This window comes from Nonomuraea sp. NPDC049158 (genome assembly GCF_040648335.1).
Taxonomy (GTDB): Bacteria; Actinomycetota; Actinomycetes; order Streptosporangiales; family Streptosporangiaceae; genus Nonomuraea.
The window spans coordinates 34,880-55,140 of record NZ_JBEZDM010000027.1; the positions used below are offsets into that span (position 1 = coordinate 34,880).

18 protein-coding genes are annotated in these 20,261 nt (G+C 70.9%); 8 read left to right on the forward strand and 10 right to left on the reverse strand.

Annotated elements, in window-relative coordinates; translation table 11 throughout:
- Window positions 1-33: 33 nt before the first annotated feature.
- Window positions 34-1,311 carry an NYN domain-containing protein gene (locus tag AB0B61_RS40635; protein ID WP_358444010.1) on the reverse strand — a complete coding sequence of 426 codons (1,278 nt, stop codon included), beginning with the start codon at window positions 1,309-1,311 and terminating at the stop codon, window positions 34-36.
- Between the two features lie 198 nt (window positions 1,312-1,509).
- Here AB0B61_RS40635 and AB0B61_RS40640 point away from each other — a divergent pair, with 198 nt between their 5' ends.
- The gene (locus tag AB0B61_RS40640) at window positions 1,510-2,586 is read left to right on the forward strand and encodes a phosphotransferase family protein (protein ID WP_358444013.1); all 1,077 of its coding nucleotides are present in this window, start codon (window positions 1,510-1,512) and stop codon (window positions 2,584-2,586) included.
- Here the strand turns inward: AB0B61_RS40640 and AB0B61_RS40645 are convergent.
- Both AB0B61_RS40645 and AB0B61_RS40650 read right to left on the reverse strand, forming a co-directional pair.
- On the reverse strand, window positions 2,561-3,232 hold the full coding sequence (locus AB0B61_RS40645) for a response regulator transcription factor (protein WP_358444016.1): 672 nt from the start codon (window positions 3,230-3,232) through the stop codon (window positions 2,561-2,563). The genes AB0B61_RS40640 and AB0B61_RS40645 overlap by 26 nt on opposite strands.
- Entirely contained in the window at window positions 3,229-4,425 is a 1,197-nt protein-coding gene (locus tag AB0B61_RS40650) for a histidine kinase (RefSeq protein WP_358444019.1), read from the reverse strand. The genes AB0B61_RS40645 and AB0B61_RS40650 overlap by 4 nt, the downstream gene beginning before the upstream one ends.
- 110 nt (window positions 4,426-4,535) lie before the next feature.
- Between AB0B61_RS40650 and AB0B61_RS40655 the strand changes: the two genes are divergently transcribed.
- From AB0B61_RS40655 to AB0B61_RS40665, 3 genes are read left to right on the forward strand one after another with little or no spacing between them, the layout of a single operon-like run.
- The gene (locus AB0B61_RS40655) at window positions 4,536-4,763 is read left to right on the forward strand and encodes a hypothetical protein (protein ID WP_358444022.1); all 228 of its coding nucleotides are present in this window, start codon (window positions 4,536-4,538) and stop codon (window positions 4,761-4,763) included.
- Window positions 4,760-5,284 carry a PH domain-containing protein gene (locus tag AB0B61_RS40660; RefSeq protein WP_358444025.1) on the forward strand — a complete coding sequence of 175 codons (525 nt, stop codon included), beginning with the start codon at window positions 4,760-4,762 and terminating at the stop codon, window positions 5,282-5,284. Before AB0B61_RS40655 ends, AB0B61_RS40660 begins: the two co-directional genes overlap by 4 nt.
- Window positions 5,281-6,909, forward strand: coding sequence for a PH domain-containing protein (locus tag AB0B61_RS40665; protein WP_358444028.1), 1,629 nt, complete (start codon window positions 5,281-5,283; stop codon window positions 6,907-6,909). The genes AB0B61_RS40660 and AB0B61_RS40665 overlap by 4 nt, the downstream gene beginning before the upstream one ends.
- A gap of 341 nt (window positions 6,910-7,250) precedes the next feature.
- Here the strand turns inward: AB0B61_RS40665 and AB0B61_RS40670 are convergent, their stop codons facing one another.
- From AB0B61_RS40670 to AB0B61_RS40680, 3 genes are all read right to left on the reverse strand, one after another.
- The gene (locus AB0B61_RS40670) at window positions 7,251-8,795 is read right to left on the reverse strand and encodes a hypothetical protein (protein WP_358444031.1); all 1,545 of its coding nucleotides are present in this window, start codon (window positions 8,793-8,795) and stop codon (window positions 7,251-7,253) included.
- A gap of 75 nt (window positions 8,796-8,870) precedes the next feature.
- Window positions 8,871-10,340, reverse strand: a complete 1,470-nt coding sequence (locus tag AB0B61_RS40675; protein WP_358444034.1) for a serine/threonine-protein kinase — start codon at window positions 10,338-10,340, stop codon at window positions 8,871-8,873.
- Window positions 10,330-11,826, reverse strand: coding sequence for a serine/threonine-protein kinase (locus tag AB0B61_RS40680; RefSeq protein ID WP_358444037.1), 1,497 nt, complete (start codon window positions 11,824-11,826; stop codon window positions 10,330-10,332). Before AB0B61_RS40680 ends, AB0B61_RS40675 begins: the two co-directional genes overlap by 11 nt.
- 86 nt (window positions 11,827-11,912) lie before the next feature.
- On the opposite strand from AB0B61_RS40680, the gene AB0B61_RS40685 reads away from it, so the two are divergent.
- Window positions 11,913-13,613 carry a DEDD exonuclease domain-containing protein gene (locus AB0B61_RS40685; RefSeq protein ID WP_358444039.1) on the forward strand — a complete coding sequence of 567 codons (1,701 nt, stop codon included), beginning with the start codon at window positions 11,913-11,915 and terminating at the stop codon, window positions 13,611-13,613.
- A gap of 9 nt (window positions 13,614-13,622) precedes the next feature.
- A complete protein-coding gene (locus AB0B61_RS40690; protein ID WP_225298448.1) occupies window positions 13,623-13,910 on the forward strand; it encodes an Lrp/AsnC ligand binding domain-containing protein in 288 nt (95 codons plus the stop codon).
- Window positions 13,911-14,181: 271 nt separating this feature from the next.
- Here AB0B61_RS40690 and AB0B61_RS40695 read toward each other — a convergent pair whose 3' ends face one another.
- From AB0B61_RS40695 to AB0B61_RS40710, 4 genes are read right to left on the reverse strand one after another with little or no spacing between them, the layout of a single operon-like run.
- Window positions 14,182-15,843 (reverse strand): ubiquinol-cytochrome c reductase cytochrome b subunit, encoded by a 1,662-nt coding sequence (locus AB0B61_RS40695; RefSeq protein ID WP_358444042.1) that lies wholly within the window; start codon window positions 15,841-15,843, stop codon window positions 14,182-14,184.
- Entirely contained in the window at window positions 15,840-16,952 is a 1,113-nt protein-coding gene (locus tag AB0B61_RS40700; RefSeq protein WP_358444044.1) for a Rieske 2Fe-2S domain-containing protein, read from the reverse strand. Before AB0B61_RS40700 ends, AB0B61_RS40695 begins: the two co-directional genes overlap by 4 nt.
- Entirely contained in the window at window positions 16,949-17,761 is an 813-nt protein-coding gene (locus AB0B61_RS40705; RefSeq protein ID WP_358444047.1) for a c-type cytochrome, read from the reverse strand. Before AB0B61_RS40705 ends, AB0B61_RS40700 begins: the two co-directional genes overlap by 4 nt.
- A 14-nt stretch (window positions 17,762-17,775) precedes the next feature.
- On the reverse strand, window positions 17,776-18,426 hold the full coding sequence (locus AB0B61_RS40710) for a heme-copper oxidase subunit III (RefSeq protein ID WP_225298440.1): 651 nt from the start codon (window positions 18,424-18,426) through the stop codon (window positions 17,776-17,778).
- Between the two features lie 197 nt (window positions 18,427-18,623).
- Between AB0B61_RS40710 and AB0B61_RS40715 the strand changes: the two genes are divergently transcribed.
- Complete coding sequence (locus AB0B61_RS40715) at window positions 18,624-19,022, forward strand: hypothetical protein (RefSeq protein WP_357641975.1); 399 nt, start codon at window positions 18,624-18,626, stop codon at window positions 19,020-19,022.
- 9 nt (window positions 19,023-19,031) lie between these two features.
- Window positions 19,032-20,078 carry an anthranilate phosphoribosyltransferase gene (trpD, locus tag AB0B61_RS40720; RefSeq protein WP_358444050.1) on the forward strand — a complete coding sequence of 349 codons (1,047 nt, stop codon included), beginning with the start codon at window positions 19,032-19,034 and terminating at the stop codon, window positions 20,076-20,078.
- Window positions 20,079-20,261: the final 183 nt, after the last annotated feature.

The following is a 20,261-nucleotide window of genomic DNA, read 5'->3' on the forward strand; positions in this document are numbered from 1 at the left end:
GGTGTGCTTTCACCCTAACAACCGATTCGTAATCTATGCACGGCCCAGTCTGCGCAGCAGCAGAGCCGACGGAACCGGTCTGGCTCCCATGCGCCGGACGGACTCGGCCACCTCGCGGTCGGAGGAGACCACCGCCATGGCCCGGCCGGGCGGCTCGGCGCGGACGAGCTGGCGGATCAGGTCGTCGGCGATCTCGCCGGGCGCGCTGAAGAGCACCCGCACGCCGCGCGGCGCCACCACCTGGACGGGCGCGTTGAGCTCGGCGCCGTCGAAGACCACGGTCACCTCGACCCTGGTCTGCGCGACCAGCCCGCCGAGGCCGGTCATCAGCCGGTTGCGCTGGTCGGCCAGGGTCAGCGTGCCGTAGCCGGTCTTGGTCACGTTGTAGCCGTCGATGATCAGGTGCACCTGCGGCAGCGCGAGCAGCTGGTCGAGGAGCTGCGGGTCGTCGTCGGCCAGGGCGCGGGCGGGCACGCCCCTGACGCCGGGGCGCTCGCCCGTGAGCGCGGCCACCGAGTCGGCGGGCCTGCTGATCATGGTGGGCAGGGCCAGCTCCCTGCGCAGCCCGGCGGAGGCGTCCTGGAGCGCGTCGAGCAGCACCCTGACGCGGGCGTCCTCGATACTCCTGCCCTCACGCGCGGCCCGGCGCGAGGCTTCGAGCTGCTTCTCCACATCGGCCAGCCGCTCGCGGAGCCGGCGCAGCTCGGACTCGCCCGCGCTGCCCGCGGCCGTGGCGGCAGACTTGGCGTCGTCGGCCGCGTGCTCCATCTCCTCGGCGCGGCGCACGGCCGCCTTGCTTCGCTCGCGGGCCTCGTGGAGTTTGCGGCGCAGGTCGGAGTTCTCGGCGCGGGCCGCCCTGAGCTGCTCGCGCAACCGGTCGGACTCGTCCTTGGCGGCGCTCTTCTGGGCGGCGAGTTGCTCGCGCAGTCGGCTCACCACCTCCTCGCGCTCGGTCCCCTCGGCCGCGACCGCCGACTGCTCGAGATCGGCCCGGGCGGCCTCGACCATCTCCGCCCAGCCGACCGGTCGCGTCAGATAGGCCGCGGCGGCCACCAGCACGGGGTCGGCGGCGGGTGGCACGTTGCCCTCGATCAGCGAGGCGACGAGCTCGGGCCATCCGGCGGCCACCGACTCGGCGACCACCTCGCGGAACTCTTTGTCGTTCTCCAACTGGGCGGCGATGGGCGCGCTGCCCAGTTTGGCGCGCTTGCGCGGATCGAACTTGGCGATGCCGCGCAGCGGCGGCGGAATCGTGGCAGCGGGCATGGACCCGAGGACCTGCGCCGCCAGATCGACGACGTTGAGTCTCACCTGCTCGGGAAGCGGGCGAGACAGACCTTCACCCGCTGAACTCATCCCACGGTCCCTTCGTGACATGCCCTTTCAGACAAGGGTACGGCTGTCGTGTACCTGACCGTAACGGCAGGTCGCATATGGACAAGCGCTTGCTAGGGGTATACGACTGGGCCGGGACCCGCGTTCACCCGGTGTTCATCCAGGAGGCCGACCATGACGGACGAGATGCGCACCTCCACCCGTGACCTGGAGGAACTGCACGATCGGCTGGGAATCTGGCTCAGCGGGCGAGTTGACCGGCAGGTGACGGTGTCCGAGCTGTCGAGGCCCATGGAAAACGGCATGTCCAGCGAAACGCTCTTCTTCACCGCGTCCTGGCCCGGACAGCGCGTCCGGTGCGTGGCCAGGATGGCGCCCGCCCAGGAGGCGGTGCCCGTCTTCCCTTCCTACGATCTGCGGGCCCAGTTCGAGATCATGCGCTCGGCCAGGGAAAAAGCTGGGATTCCAGCGCCCAGGGCCCTCTGGTTCGAGCCCGACCCCGGCCCGCTGGGCACGCCCTTTTTCATCATGGAACGGGAGGATGGTGACGTACCGCCCGATGTCCTGCCGTACACGTTCGAGGGCTGGATGCTCGACGCGGCGCCGCACGATCGGCGCCGGTTGCAGGACGCGACGGTGGCGATCGTGGCCGCGCTGCACGACGCGCCCTTCACCGACCGGGACCTGGCCGTACTCCCGGAGGGCGGGCTGCGCCGCCACGTGGACGAGCAGCGCGCCTATTACGAGTGGGCGCACGGCGGGATGCGAATCCCACTGCTGGAGCGCGGCTTCGACTGGCTGGAGGCGCACTGGCCGCGCGAGTCGGGACCCGACGTGCTCTGCTGGGGCGACGCCCGTATCGGAAACGTGATGTATCGCGACTTCAGCCCGGTGGCGGTGTTCGACTGGGAGATGGCCGCGGTGGGGCCGCGCGAGCTCGATCTGGCGTGGATGATCTTCCTGCACCGTTTCTTCCAGGACCTAACGGAGGCCCTGGGCATGCCCGGAATTCCCGACTTCATGCAACGCGACGACGTTTGCGGGAAGTATCAGGAGCTGACGGGTTATCGGGTGCGGGACATGGAGTTCTACGAGATGTACGCGGCGCTGCGCCACGGGGCCATCATGGCCAGGGTATGGCAGCGCCGGATCCACTTCGGCGAGCAGCCCATGCCGGACGACCCCGACGACCTGGTGCTGCACCGGGCCACGATCGAGCGGATGCTCAAAGGCTGGCGTCGTACACCATGAGCGCGATCTGCACCCGGTTGTTGAGGTCCAGCTTGGTGAGGATCCGCGAGACGTGCGCCTTGACCGTGGCCACGCTCATGTAGAGCTCGCGGCCGATGGCGGCGTTCGACTTCCCCTGGCCGACGGCCAGCGCCACGTCACGCTCGCGCTCGCTGAGCTTGGCCAGCAGGTCGCGGGCATCGCGGGCCCTGTCCGTACGCCGGCCCGCGCCGCCGCCGTCCTCGGAGACGTGCGTGATGAGCTGGCGGGTGACGGCGGGCGACAGGATCGGCTCGCCGGCCGCCACCTTCCGGATCGCCTCGACCAGCTCGCGCGGCGGGATGTCCTTCAGCAGGAACCCCGCCGCCCCCGCGCGCAGCGCGCGTACCACCTGGGCGTCGGCATGGAAGGTGGTCAGCACCACCACCTCGGGCGGCGACCCGGCGGCGCGCAGCGCCTCCGTCGCGGTGAGCCCGTCGACGTCGGGCATCCGGATGTCCATCAGCACCACGTCGGGCCGGTGCGCGGCGACCAGCGGCGGCACCTCCGAGCCGTCGCCCGCCTCGGCCACGATCTCGATGTCGCCCGTGCCGCCCAGGATCATCGACAATCCGGCTCGCACCAGGGCGTCGTCGTCGACGATCAGCACGCGGATCGGCGCGGTCATGCGTCCTCCCGGGAAGTCTCCACCGGCCAAGGTAACCAGGCGCGCACCAGGAAGTCGCCTTCGCGGGTCGCGCCGTGTTCGAGTCGCCCGCCCGCGAGCTGGGCCCGCTCGGTCAGGCCGATGAGCCCGGCGCCGGCTCCGGGGATGCGCGTGCTCTGGCGTACCCGGAGCGGGTTGCGGACCTCGGCCGTCAGGCCCGCCCCTGGACCGCCGGCGACGGTGACCGTCACGGGGGCGCCGCTCGCGTGCTTGCGCGCGTTCGTGAGCGCCTCCTGGACGATGCGGTAGACGTTGCGGCCCAGTCCTTCCGGCGCGTCACCGGCGTCGAGCGCGAAGTCCACCTCCATGCCCGCTTCGTGGCACTCCTCGATCAGCGGGGGCAGGTCGGCCAGCGTGGGCTGCGGGCGGTCGGGCACGGGGTCGCCGGCCGCGGGCGCCGAATGGCGCAGCACGCCGATCACCTCGCGCAGGTCCTGCAGCGCGTGGTGGGCGCTGTTCCTGATCGCCCCGGCGGCCCTGGCGATCTCCTCGGCGGGCGCGTCCGGCCGGAACTCCAGCGCGCCCGCGTGCAGGCTGAGCATGGAGATGCGGTGCGCGAGCACGTCGTGCATCTCCCTGGCGATCCGCTCGCGCTCGAGCCGCTTGGCCTCCTCCGCCGCGCTGTCGGCGCGCTGCCTGAGCGACCAGACCAGCTGCCGCCTGGCCCGGACCACGATGCCCCAGGCGAACACGGTCAGCACGATGGTCGCCCCGAAGGCGTTCTGCCCCAGCACGCCCAGCTCCGGGTCGGGCCTGAGCACGGAGAACGGGATCAGCGTCAGGAGGCCGAGCAGCGCGAGCGGCCCGGAGATCTTGAACGGCCGGTGCACCGCCACGGTGAACAGGGCGACGAGGCTGGGGCCGCCCACCAGCGACAGATAGACCGACAGCACCGCGGTCACCAGCGCCAGCCCGACCGGCCACCTGCGGCGCAGCCACACCGCCGCGCACGCCAGCGCGCCGACCACCTGCTCGATCGCCACCACGGGCGTCGGCTGCCCCTCCAGGTCCGGCATGCTCAGCAGGGCCAGCCCGCAGGCGGCCAGGAACAGCAGGACGTCGACGATCCAGTCGCGGGTCGAGCGGCGCACCGGACGCCGCTCAACGCCGTCCCCCAGCAGGACTGAGGGCAGCAGCCAGCGGTATTCCGTCACGTTCCACGAGGTTAGAGCCTGCCCGGGCCCAAGGACAGCGACCAAAGTCGATGGTCGCCGAGACCTACGGCCGACGCGGCGGGGATCGCGGGCGCGGAACGCTGGATGGCATGAAGGTGATACTCGACCTGGTCGGCTGGCTGCTGGTGGCGCAGGGCGTCGGCGGCGTGGCCAACACCCTGTTCGGCTGGTGGCGGTGGGCCCACGACCTGCTGCTGGTCAACATCCTGCCGTTCCTCCACGGCCGCGAGATCTTCGCCGCCATCGTGATCGGCGTGCTCGGGCTGGTGCTGCTCTCGGCTTCGGCGTCGATGCGCAAGACGGAGAACCGGACGTGAGCACGACACCGCGATCGGGCGAGCCAGAGGTGAGTACGACGACGCTGCGTCCGCCGCGTAACCAGGCCGACAGACGGGCGATCTCCTGGTGGACGGTCCAGGCGATGATCCTGGCCGTGCCGGTGGCCGCCGCCGCGGTGGCGGCCTACTGGCTGTTCACCGACCGGTCCGTCTGGCTGGGGATAGTGACGGCCGTCTTCGTGGCGGGCTGCCTGCTGCTGGCGGTGGCCGTGCCCCGCGCGTACTACCGGGTGGAGCGCTGGGAGGTCACCGGCGAGGCCGTCTACACGCGCAAGGGCTGGCTGACCCACACCTGGCGGGTCGCGCCGATGTCGCGCATCCAGACGGTCGACACCGCGCGGGGGCCGGTGCAGCGACTGTTCGGGCTGGCGGACGTCACGGTGACCACGGGCTCGGCGGCGGGCGCGATCAAGATCGAGGCGCTGGACCACGAGCTGGCGGCCGAGCTGGCACAGCGGCTCACCGCGATCACGCAGGCGACGCCGGGGGATGCGACGTGAGCTGGCGGAAGCTCTCCTCACGGAGCCTGGGCGCGTCTGCGGTGCTGTCGCTGGCGATCGTGGTGCCCGCGGTGACCGTCCTGGTGCGCGCGCTGATCGGGCTCGACTGGACGCTCGGCGCCACGGTCGCGGCAGGCGCGGGCGCGGCGGTGCTGATCGTGGCCGGGGTCCTGACCTACGACGGGGCGCGGCTCCGCTCGACCCGGTGGCGGCTCACCACGGAGCGCCTGGAGCTGCGCTCGGGCATCGCCGTACGGCAGCACCGCTCGATCCCGCGCGACCGCGTGCGCAGCGTCGACCTCACCGCGGATCCGGTACGGCGGGTGTTCGGGCTGACCGTCGTCAAGATCGGCACCGGGGAGCACCCGGGCGAGGGGACCGAGCTCACCCTGGACCCGCTGACCAGGCGCGAGGCCGAGGAGCTGCGCCGCACCCTGCTGCGGACCGGCGAGGTCCCCCTCGCGGACGGCGGCGCGGTGGCGGAGCTGCGGTGGGCCTGGATCAGGTACGCGCCGCTGTCGGTGTGGTCGTTCGCGGGCGGCGCTCTGGTGCTGGGGGCGCTCTACAAGCTGCTCGACGCGTTCGGCGTGAACCTGTTCACCACCGGGACGGCGGCGGGCGCCTGGGGCTGGGTCACGGGACGGCCGTGGCTGGCGGTGCCGCTGCTCGTGGCGGCCAACGTGGTGATCGGGGTGGCGGGCGCGCTGCTGTTGTTCGCCGAGTCGTGGGGGCGCTACCGGCTGGAGCGCGAGCCTGGGCGGCTGCGGCTGCGGCGCGGGCTGCTGACCAGCCGATCGCTGACGCTGGAGGAGCGGCGGCTGCGCGGCGTGGAGATCAGCGAGCCGCTGCTGTTGCGGCTGGGCGGCGGCGCGCGGGTCAAGGCCGTCGCCACCGGGCTGCGCAAGGCGGCCGAGAACGAGACGGAGGACGTGGCCGCCCTCACCCCACCGCTCCCCCGCGCCCTGGCCGAACAGATCGCCGAACACGTCATGGGCCTGGGGCGGTCCGGAGCGGTGACGCCCCTGGCGGAGCCGTGGCAGGCCGCAGCGTCGCCCGCGGTGAGCCCGGAGCGGGGCGCGACGTCGCCCGCCGTAAGCCCGTGGCGGGCCGGGCTGGTGGCCCATCCAACGGCGGCTAAGCGCAGGCGCGTCGTCCGCGCCGTCGTCGCCGTCGCGGCACTGGCCGCGTTGGCCGCAGTCCCGCCACTCCTCTGGACGTGGCAGGGCGGCTGGATCTGGCCCGTGGCCGTGCTGGTCATCGGGCTCCCGAGCGGCCTGTGGCTGGCCGCCGACGCCTACCGGGGGCTGGGCCACGCGCTCGGCCCGCATCACCTGATCACCAGGAGCGGTTCGGCCGCACGGCGTACGGTCGCGCTCGACAGGAGCGGCATCGTCGGCTGGACGGTCGAGCAGTCGTTCTTCCAGCGCCGCGCCGGCCTGCTCACGCTCTCGGCGACGACGGCGGCGGGAGACGGGCACTACGACGTGGTCGACGTCGGCACGGGCAAGGGGCTCGACCTGGCGGCACGTGCCGTACCCGGCCTGCTGGAGCCCTTCCTCGCCGGGGAAAGCAGCGAGCCGCGGATCTCCCCCGGCTTGCCCATGCCCCTGTACTGGACAAGCTAGATCACGCGGCTCATTTGCTTCGCGGGGCCCACGTTATTTACCGCGCTTGCAGCGCACTTGCAGAGCTGTAACCGTCGCCGTCAAGCTCCTGCGGAGGGGACGATCCGCGACGGGAGGGTACGCGGCGGCTCGAAGGGCGACTCACCTGCCGAGCCGCGCGCCAAGGTGAGCCGCGTGCCTCTGCGGGGAGCTGAGCGGCCCCCAGACGTCCGGCGCGGCGCCGGTCATGCCCGTTGACCGCGACCGGGCCGGCGGTGCGCGACAGTGGCCGCTGGACGGCCTGAAGCAGGCTGCCAGGCCGGGCGCCCGCTGCCCGGTCAGGCCGGGCGCCCGCTGCCCGGTCAGCTACCGATCGGCTTCTTGGCCAGCTCCGCCAGATACGCCTTGGCCAGGGACAGCGCCCCGTCGCGCGCTTCCTTGTCGGGCATCAGCTTGACCTTGGGTGAGTTGACCGGCTCGTCCTTGGGCCGCTCGGCGCCCGAGTAGTCCACCACGATCACCGTCGCCCCCTGCCGCAGCACCACCGTGCCGGAGGAGGCGAACGTCTCGCCGTGCATGATCCGCACGTACTGGCTGAAGGCCGCCTCCCCCAGGCCCTTGACCTCGGACAGCCCGCTCCACGAGATGCCGCCGATGGTGGAGCCCGCGTTGGTGCCGCGGCTGCCGCGCTGCCCCGTGTAGTAGGCACGCGCGGCCGGCGCGTCCTCGACGCCGGCCCGGTTGGTGAAGCGGTGCGTGGTGATCAGCGCGCTGCGGATCCGCTTGACGTCGGCGCCCACGGGGATGTCCAGGTTCAGCCACCGGCACTCGGTCTGCGCGTCGTTGCCCACCTCGGTGCCGCGGGCGCGCGGTGTGGGCGTGGGGACCAGCCGGCTGACCGGTTCTTTCATGGCCTGGCAGGCGGGCGGGAAGACGGCGAGGTTGGTCGGCGAGGGCGTTCCCTCGGGCTTGGGCGTGCTGGTGACGGCGGCCTTGTCCGGCTGGGCCAGCACGTTGGGGTGCTGCGCCTTCCAGGCCGCGAGGCCCTTGGCGATGTGCCCGAGTACGGTGCTGGCCTCGCGGATCCCGTTGGCCTCGGTGACCGACTGGGTGGTCGAGTTGCTGAGGATCTGCGCGTCCTTGCGCTGCTGGTCGGCTTGGTACTTGACCCTGATCGTCATGTCGTCGACGCGGGCGTGGGCCTCGCCGAAGGAGTACCACAGCAGCTTGCCGGAACGGCGCCAGGTGTATTGGGCGTACGCGGCGTCACCGATGCCGGGTACGTCCTTGACCGGGGAGACGTACTCCTTCTCCCCCTTCTCCGGCGTGGGCTTGGCCGTCTCGGCGTACTTGCCGCTGCCGTAGTCGATGTCGTAGGAGTTCTGGGCCATGGTCCGGCCGGTCTTGGCGCCGTCGCCGCGGTGCTGCTCGACGCGGACGTCGATCTCGCGGCTGCGCCAGTATTCGCCGAACGAGATGCGGCGGTTGAGCCAGTTGCAGGTGAAGCTGAGCGTGTAGTCGGAGTCGTTGGCGCCCTTGGACACCGTCGCCTGCGGCACGAGGCGTTCGGCCTCGCTCTTGGGCAGCATCGAGCACACGTCGAGCGCCGGCGCCGCCGCCGAGACGGGCGACTTGACCGGCTTGGCCCCGGTCGAGGGCGTGGAGCGGGCGGCCTTCCCGTACACGATGTACGCGCCCGCGCCGCCCGCGATCAGCACGACCACGGCGACGGCCACCACGGGCAGGATCCACGACCGCCCGCGCGGCGGGGGCGGAGGCGGGGCCGGGGGTGGGGGCGGCCACCAGGGCGATTCGGGCGGTCCAGGTGGCATGGTCGGCTGCTCGAACTGCCTGCCCTGGATCGGATAGGGGTTTGTCGGCGGCTCGAACGCGCTACCGGGATTCACGAGGGACTCCTGAGGTTGCCCTGACTTGCGGGGAAACATGCTAGTCACACCACTTGCAAGATGCTTGCGAAGGGCTCAGTTGCGCAGCGCATCGGAGACCACGCGGGCGGACTCGATCGCCGTCTTCCGGTCGGCCGGGGAGCTCGGCGGAACGTCCTCGCGGCGCAGGATGACCTCGCCCACGAGGTTACTCGTACGGAAGAGCAGCGTGCTGTCCGATCGGCCGGATTTGGTGCTGTTCATGTAGAGCTCATAAGCGTCTTGGACGAACGCCGCCTCGCCCACCCCCGGCACGTCGGCCAGAGGGCCGACGGTCTTGCGGAAGACCGTGCCCTTCGCCGCCGCCCGGCTGCCCCGCTCGCTGTCGAACCGCAGCCGGGCCACGGCGGGGCCGCTGTAGTCGCCGTCGGGCTGCTCGGCCCTGGTCCGCACGGTGATCGACCGGACGATCCGGGAGCCGTCGCGCACCTGCCACACGCACTCGCCCGCTCTGGTGCGTTGCCGCTTTACCGCGCCCGGCAACGAAGGATCCTTCAGCAGCTGCCCGGCCCGCGCGTCACCGATCAGCCCGCACGGGTCGGGCGCCGCCGTGTAGCTGCCCGTCTCCCTCGGCCCGTTCAGTACGCGCACGCCGTACCAGCCGCCCACCCCCACCACGGCGACGACGGCCAGCACGACGGGCACGAGCCACCACCGGCGCCGGCGAGCGGGCGCGAGCCACCGGCCGGCACCGGAAGCCGGCACGCCGCTCAACCGCTCGCCGATCTGCTCGGCCGACGGCCGGGTCGCGGGGTCCTTGGCCAGCATGGCCATCAGCAGCCCGCCGAGCTCGCGCCCCGCCCTGGCCGGGAACGGCGGGTCGTGCAGCAGGACCGCGGCGGCCACCGCGGCCGGCAGGGCGCGCTCGAACGGCGCCCGGCCCTCCACCGCGGTGTAGAGGCTCGCGCCGAGCGACCACAGGTCGGAGGCGGGGCCGGCGGCCTGCTCGTTCAGCCGCTCGGGAGCCATGTAGCCGGGCGAGCCCGCGGTGCCCCGCCGGTCGCCCCGGCCGCTCATCGGGGTCGCGATGCCGAAGTCGGTGAGCATGGCCGAGCCGTCGGCGTCGAGCATGATGTTGCCCGGCTTGACGTCCTGGTGCAGGATGCCGTGCGCGTGCGCCACCCGCAGCGCCGACAGCACCTGCGCGCCGATGCGGGCCACGGCCTGCGGCGGCAGCGGGCCGCGCTCCTCGATGACCTTGTCCAGCGAGCGCCCGGCGACCAGGTCCATGACGATCCACGGCTGGTCGCCGTCGAGCACCACGTCGTGGACGAGCACGATGGCGGGATCGCGCAGCCGTCCAGCGGACCTGGCCTCGTGGATGGCCCGATCGGCGAACTCGGCCCGCTGGCGCGGCGTCAGCCCCTCCGGCACCCGCATCTGCTTGACCGCGACCTGCCGGTCGAGCGTCTGGTCGAGCGCCCGCCACACGGTGCCCGCGCCGCCTTCGCCGAGCCGCTCCACCAGGCGGTAACGGCCGGCCAGGAGGTAGAAGTCAGCCTGCACTGCGCAACGCCCGCTCGCTGGCCCGCGCCGCCTTCAGCGCCGACTGCCTGATGTCCTCGTCGGTGGGCTTGGTGGTGAGCGTGGTGTACTCGACGCTCACCACCAGGTTGGCCAGCCGGTAGTAGACGTGGGCGGAGTGCACCCGCCCCGACGGCCCGGTGAGCTCGAAGGCGAAGGCCTCCTCCCCGACGCCGGTGAGGGCGTGGACCGGAGTGCGCTTGGCCTTGAGCGAGTTCTTCACGCCGATCTCCGGCCAGGTCCAGTCGACCTGGTCGTACTTGGCCCAGTAGCGCTGCTGGTTGCCGAACAGCGTGTGGGCCGTCACCGGAGTCATCGACCACGGGTCGGCGGTGTCGGAGTCCTTCTGGAGCTGCAGCCCCACGCCGGTGCCCTGGACCGGCCAGCCGCACTTGGGGCCCACCTCGTCGGAGCCGGGCTGTGGCTTGGGCGGCTGCCGGGTGTTCAGCAGCTCGCCGATCTCGGCCTGGGCGAGGAGCGAGCACACGTTCATGGGGACGCTGAAGGCTTCCGGCACCTTGTCCTGATTTTTCGTCACAAGGTAGGTGACGCCGGCGGCGATCACCAGCACCGCCGCGGCGGCGGCGATCCAGACGATCGCCTTACCGCGACGCTTCACCCGGCCGGGCGCGGTGAGGTCGTGCTGCGTCGCGAGCCGGACCGTCCGCCCCGCCGCGACCTCCCCGAGCGCGTGAACGGCGGCCCGCGCGTCAAGGCGGGCGGCGGGATGGCGCGCCATCATGGCGCCGAGGACCGGCCCGATCGGGCCGGGCACGACCGGCGGCGGCAGCGTCAGCGTCGCCCTGATCCGCTCGGCCGGCGTGCCGCCGTAGGCCGGCCCGCCCGCGGCGGCCGTGAACAGCGTGGCGCCCAGCGACCAGATGTCGCTGGCCGAGCCGCCCGGCTCACCCTCCAGCCGCTCGGGCGCGATGAACCCGGGCGAGCCGATCATCAGCCCCTGCTCCGTCAGCGTCGCCTGCCCCTCCTGCCGGGCGATGCCGAAGTCGGTGAGTACGACCCGGCCGCCGTCGGTGAGGAACACGTTGCCCGGCTTGACGTCGCGATGCTGCAACCCCTGCGCGTGCGCGGCGGACAGCGCGTCCAGGACGCGCGCCCCGATGTCGGCGACCTGCTCCTGCGGCATCGCCCCGCGCTCCCGGACCGCGTCCGCGAGAGTGCGGCCCCGCAGCAGCTCCATGACCAGCCACGGCCGCTCGTGCTCGACGATGACGTCGTGCAGCGCCACGATGCCCGGATGCCGCAGCCGGGCGGTCGCCTGGGCCTCGCGTACGGCCCGGGTCACGAGGTCGCCGCGCTCCTTGGCGGACAGGCCCTCGGGCAGCGTGAGCTCCTTGACCGCCACCTCGCGGTCAAGCATCTCGTCCCTGGCCAGCCACACCCTGCCCATGCCGCCGCTGCCGAGCGGCCGCAGCAGTGAGTAGCGGCTGGCGAGTCTTCCCCCGGACATAAACGGAAGGGTAACTAAGGATCAAGCCGGACAGTTATTCGTGCGAATCTGATAACTGTCGGTCTACCTCTCTATGGTCTTGGTTCGTGGATCCGGTTCAAGGCACTCTCGACGAGCTCGGCACTCCGCTGAGCGACGTCACGTTCGTCGTGTTCGACCTCGAGACGACCGGGGGTTCCCCGGCCGATCACATGATCACCGAGATCGGCGCGGTCAAGGTGCGGGCGGGCGAGGTGCTCGGCGAGTTCTCCACGCTGGTCGATCCCGGCGGGCCGATCCCGCCGTTCATCTCCGTGCTGACCGGCATCACCGATGCCATGGTGGTGGCCGCGCCGCGCATCGAGTCGGTGCTGCCGGCCTTCCTGGAGTTCATCCGCGGCACGACCCTGGTCGCCCACAACGCGAGCTTCGACACCCGTTTCGTCAAGGCGGCCTGCGCGGCCCACGGCTATCCCCCACCGGCCAACCCGGTCGTCGACACCGTCGACCTGGCCCGCCGGGTGCTGACTCGTGACGAGACGCCCAACGCCAAGCTCGCCACGCTGGCCAGGTTCTTCCGCAGCCCGACCGATCCCTGCCACCGTGCCCTGCAGGACGCCCAGGCCACCGTCCACGTGCTCCACGGGCTGATCGAGCGGGCCGGCTCCTTCCAGGTCCACACGCTCGAAGAGCTCAAGTCCTTCGTCCGCGCCCCCACTCCCGAGCAGCAGCGCAAGCGCCACCTGGCCGAGTCGGTGCCGCACTCCCCCGGCGTCTACCTCTTCGAGGACGAACGCGGCGAGGTCCTCTACATCGGCAAGAGCACCAACCTGCGCAACCGCGTCCGCTCCTACTTCACCGCCAGCGAGACCCGCCCGCGCATCCGCGAGATGATCGGCATCGCCGAGCGGGTCCGCCACATCGTCTGCACCACCGGCCTCGAAGCCGAAGTACGCGAGCTGCGGCTGATCGGCGGCGCCAAACCCCGCTACAACCGCAGGTCGCGCTTCCCGGAGAAGGTCGTCTGGCTCAAGCTCACCGACGAGCCGTTCCCCCGGCTGTCGATCGTGCGCGAGCTCAAGGACGACGGCGCCGCCTACCTCGGTCCCTTCTCCAGCAGCCGCGCGGCCGACGACGCCCGCATCGCGCTGCACGAGGCGGTGCCGCTGCGCCAGTGCACCCAGCCGATCAGCCTGCGCACCCAGCGCGCGGCCTGCGTCCTCTACGAGATGGGCCGCTGCGGAGCGCCGTGCGAGGGCAGGGAGAGCCAGGCCGACTACGCGCTGCACGCCCAGGCCGCCCGCCGGGCCATGACCCTCGACGCCTCGTCCGTCTTCTCCGCGGTGTCGGCCCGCATGGAGCGCCTCTCGGTCGAGCAGCGCTACGAGGAGGCGTCCATCGACCGTGACCGTCTGGCGGCCTTCGTCCGCGCCGCGGCCCGCATGCAGCGCCTCACGGGCATCACCCGCATCCCCCAGCTGGTCGCCGCCAGCCCGGCCTTCGACGGCGGCTGGGACATCCATGTCATCCGCTACGGGCGCCTCAGCGCGGCCGGCGTCATGCCACGCGGCGCCCACCCCGTCCCCTACGTCGAGTCCCTCGTGGCCATGGCCGAGAGCGTCATCCCCGGCCCCGGGCCCGTCCACGCGGCCAGCGCCGAAGAGACCGAGTGCATCCTGCGCTGGCTGGAGTCACCGGGGGTCCGCCTGGTGGAGGTCGACGGCGAGTGGAGCCTGCCCGCCCATGGCGCCGCCCGCCACAAGGCCCGCATCGACCTCGCCTACCGCGGCCTCGATCAGGGCCGCTAGAGTTGCCCCATGGTCACGGCTATCGTCCACATCAACGCCGAGGTAGACCGGATCCCGGAGGTCGCCCAGACGATCGCCGAGATCGAGGGGGTCAGCGAGGTCTACTCCATCACCGGCGAATACGACCTGCTGGCGATGGTCCGGGTGGCCGCCTACGAGCAGATCGCCGAGGTGATCCCGGGGCGCCTCAACAAGGTGGCCGGCGTGCTCCACACCGAGACCCACATCGCCTTCCGCACCTACTCCAAGCACGATCTCGACGCGGCGTTCTCCATCGGCTTCGGCGAAAGCGACTAGCCGCCCACGGGGATTAGCCGCGTTACGACCGGCACGGGCTGAGCGCCGCCCATAGCGCGGCAAATCAGGCTTTTTTACGGCCGGCCCGGTGAGCCCCCATGCGCGTGCGGGGCTGGGCCCTGTCCAGGGATACGGTCCTGAGGTGTGCGGGGCTGGGCGCCGTGACGAGACGGTGAGACCGTGGCTTCCGTCGACCCCTCACCGCACGGGCCCTGACGGCAAAAGAACGGGCCCGGGCGGATGATCCGCCCGGGCCCGAACCGAAGAGAAACTACCGCGTCAGCGTGTGGTCGTCGCCGGCGCCGATCGCCGCGTGCTCCTCTTCCTCATGCCCTTCACCGTGCGCATGCCCGTCGCCGAGAGGAATCTTCTCCCCTCCGTACGCCTTGGACATCCGGGCGCGCAGCTTGCCGAGCGGGCCGCGCATCCCCTTCGGCGGGATGCCCGCGCTGTCGGGCGCGGCCGGCAGCATCAGCACCGGCTCCTTGCCCTGGACGTGCGCGGCGATGTCGTCGTCGGCCGGCGTGTGCAACTCGATGTACTCGCCGTGCGGCAGCCGCTTGATCACACCGGACTCGACGCCGTGCGAGACGACACCCGCGTCGTAGCGCTGCAGGCCGAGGCAGATGCGATACGTGATCACGTACGCCAGCGCGGGCGCCACGAAGATCAGCACCCGCCCCACGTACGTGGTCACGTTCAGGCTGATGTGGAAGTTGGCCGAGATCTCGTCGTTGGCGCCGAGCAGCCAGAGCACACCGTAGAACACGATGGCCGTCATGCCGATCGCGGTGCGGTGCGGGTTGTTGCGCGGGCGCTCGGCGATGTGGTGCTCGCGCTTGTCGCCCGTGACCCAGCGTTCCAGGAACGGATAGAGCGCCAGGCCCGTCATGATGATGCCCATGGGCACCAGCGCCGGGATGATGACACTGAGCGGCAGTGTCCCGGCATGGGACGTGCCGAACAGGTTGATCTCCCACGGCACCATGATGCGCAGCGCGCCTTCGAGGAAGCCCATGTAGAAGTCGGGCTGCGAACCGGCCGAAATGTCGGCGGGCGTGTAGGGACCGAACAGCCAGATCGGGTTGATCTGGGCGAAGGTCGCCAACCCCGCCACCACCGCGAACGTGAACAGGAAGTACGCGCCCGCCTTGGCCATGAAGGCCGGGTAGAAGGGCGCTCCCACCACGTTGTGGTTGTTGCGGTTCTTGCCGGGCATCTGGGTGTGCTTCTGCGTCCACATGAGCACCATGTGGGCGGAGACGAGCGCCAGGATGATGCCCGGGATGAGCAGGATGTGCAGCGAGTAGAACCGGGAGATGACATCCTCACCCGGATATTCCCCACCGAACAGGAAGAACGTGACGTACGTGCCGACCAGCGGCAGCGAGATCGCCACACCCTCGGTGATCCGCAGACCGGCGCCGGACAGCAGGTCGTCAGGCAGGGAGTAGCCGGTCAGGCCCTCGGCGAGCGCCAGCGTCAGCAGCCCGACGCCGATCAGCCAGTTGAGCTCGCGCGGCTTGCGGTAGGCGCCGGTGAAGAACACCCGCAGCGCGTGCACCATCATGCCGGCCACGAACATCAGGGCCGCCCAGTGGTGCATCTGCCGCATGAGCAGACCACCCCGGACGTCGAAGCTGAGCTCCAGCGACGACGCGTAGGCCTGGGACATCATGACGCCCTTGAGCGGGGCGTACGACCCGTCGTAGGCGATCTCCGCCATGCTCGGCTTGAACCAGAACGTCAGGAACGTACCGGTCAGCAGCAGGATGACGAAGGAGTAGAGCGCGATCTCGCCCAGCAGGAACGACCAGTGGTCGGGGAAGACCTTGCGGAAGTTGCGCTTGAGGAAGTTGCCCGCGCCGAGGCGCTCGTCGAGGAAGTTCGACGGGCCGGCGATGGCCTTGGGAACAGTGGTCAGCTCGCTCATGCCTGGCCTCCCTTGGACCTGGCCTCGGCTTCGGCGTCGCCGCGCTCCCAGTAGCTGGGACCGGGCGGCACGTTGAAGTCCCCCTTGGCGACGAGGAAACCCTCACCGTCGACCGTGATCGGCAGCTGCGGCAGCGGCCGGGCGGCCGGGCCGAAGATGACCTTCGCTCCGTCGGCGGCGTCGAACGTCGACTGGTGGCAGGGGCAGAGGATATGGTGGGTGGTCTGCTCGTAGAGGGCCGCGGGGCAGCCCACGTGCGTGCAGATCTTGGAGTAGGCGACGATGCCGTCGTGCGTCCAGTTCTGGTTCGTCCCCGACTTGATCTCTTCGGGCCGGAACTTGATCAGGATCAGCGTCGCCTTGGCCAGGGCGTTCAGGTCGTGCTGGTAGCCATCGGGCACCACCGACAGGATGCCGCCCGGCGAGTTGAAGTCGGCCGCGCGGATCGGCTGGCCGGTGCCCTCGACGACGAGCCTGCGCGGCTTGCCGTCCTTGGTCTTCTCACCCCAGACCGTGTGCCGCAGCATCTTGTTGAAGGCGGCGCCGGGCATCTTGGAGTTGTCGAGGTCGCGCAGCAGCACCACCGGGAGCAGGCCCAGCGGCGCGGCCGCGAGCAGCAGCGTGCGGCGCAGCAGCTTGCGCTTGACGAACCCGCTCTCGTTGGCGCCCTGAATGAAGGTCTCGGCGACGCCATCCCGGGTCTCCTCGGCGGAGACCATGGGGTGGCGCTCCTGGACCAGGGAGTATTTCGGCATGATCATGCGGACCCAGATCACGATGCCGACGGCCAACCCCAGCAGCGCCACCGTCAGCGTGCCGCCGAGCGCCAGGTTGGACACGCCGGTGCTCTCCGGGCTGCCGACCTGGAAGTAGACGTACGAGATGATGAACGCGATGGCCGCGAGGAACGTGATCGTGAAGCAGAGCGCCACGATCTTCTCGGCCTTGCGCGCCTTCTGCTCGTCCTGCAGCGTGACGCCCGGGGTCTCCACCTCGGCGTCCTCGCGTTCGGGGGCGCCGAGCATCGAGGTGCCCGGTGCTGGGGTGCCGATGACGCGCCGAGGGACGCGCTCGTCCGGCTGCTCGATCTCGTGCTCGTTGTCTGTCATGACTTCTGTCGCTTCTTCGCGGTGATCCAGATGGCGGCGAGGGCGAGGGCACTGAGGCCCGCTATCCAAGCTACGAGACCTTCGGTGACCGGGCCAATACGCCCGAGGCCAAAACCTCCCGGGTCCTGCTGCTCGCGAACACTGGTGATGTAGGCGATCATGCTGCGCTTCTCTTCAGGCGTGATCGTCGAGTCGTTGAAGACCGGCATCGCCTGCGGGCCGGTGATCATGGCCTCGTAGATCTGCGTGGGAGACGCCTGGTTCAGGTTGGGGGCGTATTTGCCCTGCGTCAGCGCGCCGCCCGCGCCGGCCCAGTTGTGGCACTGGATGCAGTTGGCGCGGAACAGCTCACCGCCCTTGCCCGCGTCGCCGAGCTTGGCGTCGACCTGCTCCTTGCCGGGCACCTGCGGACCGCCGCCGAGCGACTGCACGTAGGCGCCGAGCTTGCGGATCGAGTCCGGGTTGACCCATTTGTGCTCCGGCTTGCGCGGCGCCTGGGCGCCGGAGTCGGCCGCGGGCATGCGGCCGGTGCTCACCTGGAAGTCGACGGCCGCGGCCCCGACGCCGATGAGCGTGGGAGCCTTCCCGCTGATGCCCTGCGCGTTGAGCCCGTGGCAGCTGGAGCAGTGCAGCTCGAACAGGGCCTTGCCCTCGGCCACGTCGTCGACCCTGCCTGACGCGAGGGCCGCGTCAGCAGGCTTACCCACCTGGATAAAGGCGGTGTATGCCATCCCGACCAGCGCCAACGCGAAAATCAGGACGGCGTATCTCGCGAGGGGATGCCGCCGCCAAGCGGTGATCCTAGTCACAGAGATCCCGTTCCTTAACGAATAATGTAGATGGTCGCGAAAAGACCGATCCAGACGACGTCGACGAAGTGCCAGTAGTAGGACACGACGATGGCGCTGGTGGCCTGCTCATGCGTGAAGCGCTTCGCGGCGTACGTGCGTCCCAGCATGAAGAGGAACGCGATCAGGCCACCCGTGACGTGCAGGCCGTGGAAGCCCGTCGTCAGGTAGAACACCGAGGTGAAGGCGTTCGCGGAAAGGGTCGCGCCCTCCTTCGCCAGCTCGCCGTACTCGTACAGCTGACCGGCGACGAAGACCGCGCCCATCAGGAAGCTCACGAGGTACCAGAAGCGGAGCTTGCCGACCTGCCCCTTCTCCGCGGCCCATACGCCCAGCTGGCACGTCACACTCGACAGGACCAGGATGATCGTGTTGACCGTCGCGAACGGGATGTTCAGGTGAGCGCCTTCGGCTTCCACGCCCTTCTGCAGGAGCGCGGGCCCCCACTCGAGGCCGTTGCCCTCGCTCACCGACCGGATGGTGAAGTACATCGCGAACAGCGCCGCGAAGAACATGAGCTCAGAGGACAGCCAGACGATCGTACCGACGCTGACCAGATTGGGTCTGCGGTACGGCTGTGCTGTCGTCGTCGAAGTTATTGCGGATGCTGTCGCCACGGGCAGCATTATTGCGGCTTCTGTGGGCGGTCCCGCGCACGACCCCCCCGTAAGCAGGAACAAACATGCCCGTAACCTCAAAAAATGAGGACAAAACGCCCGCCAGAGACGGCGGCCTGGGATTGCGGGCCGGGGCACCGGTACGATCCCAGGTGACCATACAGCTACGACCGATAGTGAGCGCGACCGTGAGCACCGACGACACGATGAGGGTCCTCGTCTACAGCGACGACGCCGCCACCCGTGAAGAGGTTCGGCTGGCGATCGGCCGGCGACCCGCCGCCGATGTCCCCCTCGTGGAGATCGTGGAGTGCGCCACCGAGCCCAAGGTTCACCAGTGGCTGGGCTCCGGCGAGATCGACGTGGCCATCCTCGACGGCGAGACCCAGCCCGCCGGCGGCATGGGCGTCTCGCGCCAGGCCAAGGACGAGGTCTACGACTGCCCGCCCGTCTGCCTGATCATCGCCCGGCGCGACGACCGCTGGCTGGCCGACTGGTCCAAGGCCGACGCCGTGGTCCCGCAGCCGCTGGAGCCCATGGTGCTGGCCGACACCGTCGCCGACCTCATGCGCCGCCGCGCCTCGACCCGACTCAACGCGAAGTAGGTGCCTGCCGTGGATGCCCGGACGACCTGGCCCGCCCTGCTCTCGGCTCTCCTGTCGGGTGAGCATCTGACCGCTGATGAGACGTCCTGGGCGATGCGGGAGATCATGTCCGGCTCCGCGACGCCGGCCCAGATCGCCGGGTTCGCGATCGCGCTGCGCGCCAAGGGCGAGACGGTGGCCGAGGTCGTGGGCCTGGCCCGCACCATGCTGGACCTGGCCACCCCCCTCGACGTCGAGGGCCCGGTCGTCGACGTCGTCGGCACCGGCGGCGACCGCGCCCACACGGTCAACGTCTCGACGATGGCCGCCATCGTGGCCGCCGGCGCGGGCGCCCGTGTGGTCAAGCACGGCAACCGCGCCGCCTCCTCCTCGTGCGGCGCCGCCGACGTGCTGGAGCACCTGGGCATCCGCCTCGACCTGACGCCCGAGCAGACGGCCCTGGTCGCCCGCGAGGCGGGCATCGCCTTCTGCTTCGCCCCGGTCTACCACCCCGCGCTGCGCTTCGCCGGGCCGCCGCGCAAGGAGATCGGCGTCCCGACGGTCTTCAACTTCCTCGGCCCGCTCACCAACCCGGCCCGCCCCGCGGCCCAGGCCATCGGCGTCTTCGACAAGAACATGCTGCCGGTCCTGGCGGGCGTCTTCGCCGAGCGCGGCGTCTCCGCCCTGGTCTTCCGCGGCGACGACGGCCTCGACGAGCTCACGATCGCCACGACCTCCACGGTCTGGATCGTCAAGGACGGCGTGGCCACCCAGACCGTCTTCGACCCCTCCGTCCTCGGCATCCCCCGGGCCGACGCGGGCGCCCTCAAGGGCGGCGACGTCGCCTTCAACGCCCAGGCGGTGCACGACCTCCTGCGCGGCAAGACGGGCCCGGTGCGCGACGCCGTGCTGCTCAACGCGGCGGCGGCCCTGGTGGCGCTGGACGGACCCGGCGACGACCTCGACGCGGCGATGATCGACGGCTACGCGCGCGCCGTCCAGGCCGTCGACTCCGGCCGCGCCGCCGCCGCCCTGGACCGCTGGATAGAGACCAGCCGCTCCCTCCGCCCAGCCTGACGCCATCGGGACCTGACTTGCGGCGGGACCCTCAAGAGGGCCGCCACGAGGGCTACAGGGACGGACAGAGGGTCTCAGCGGTAGAGCCCTCCACGAGTGGAGCTCTCAGCGACAGAGCCTTCCGCGATAAGAGCCCTCAGCGGTGCAGGAGCGTTCAGCGGTGCAGGAGCGTTCAGCGGTGAA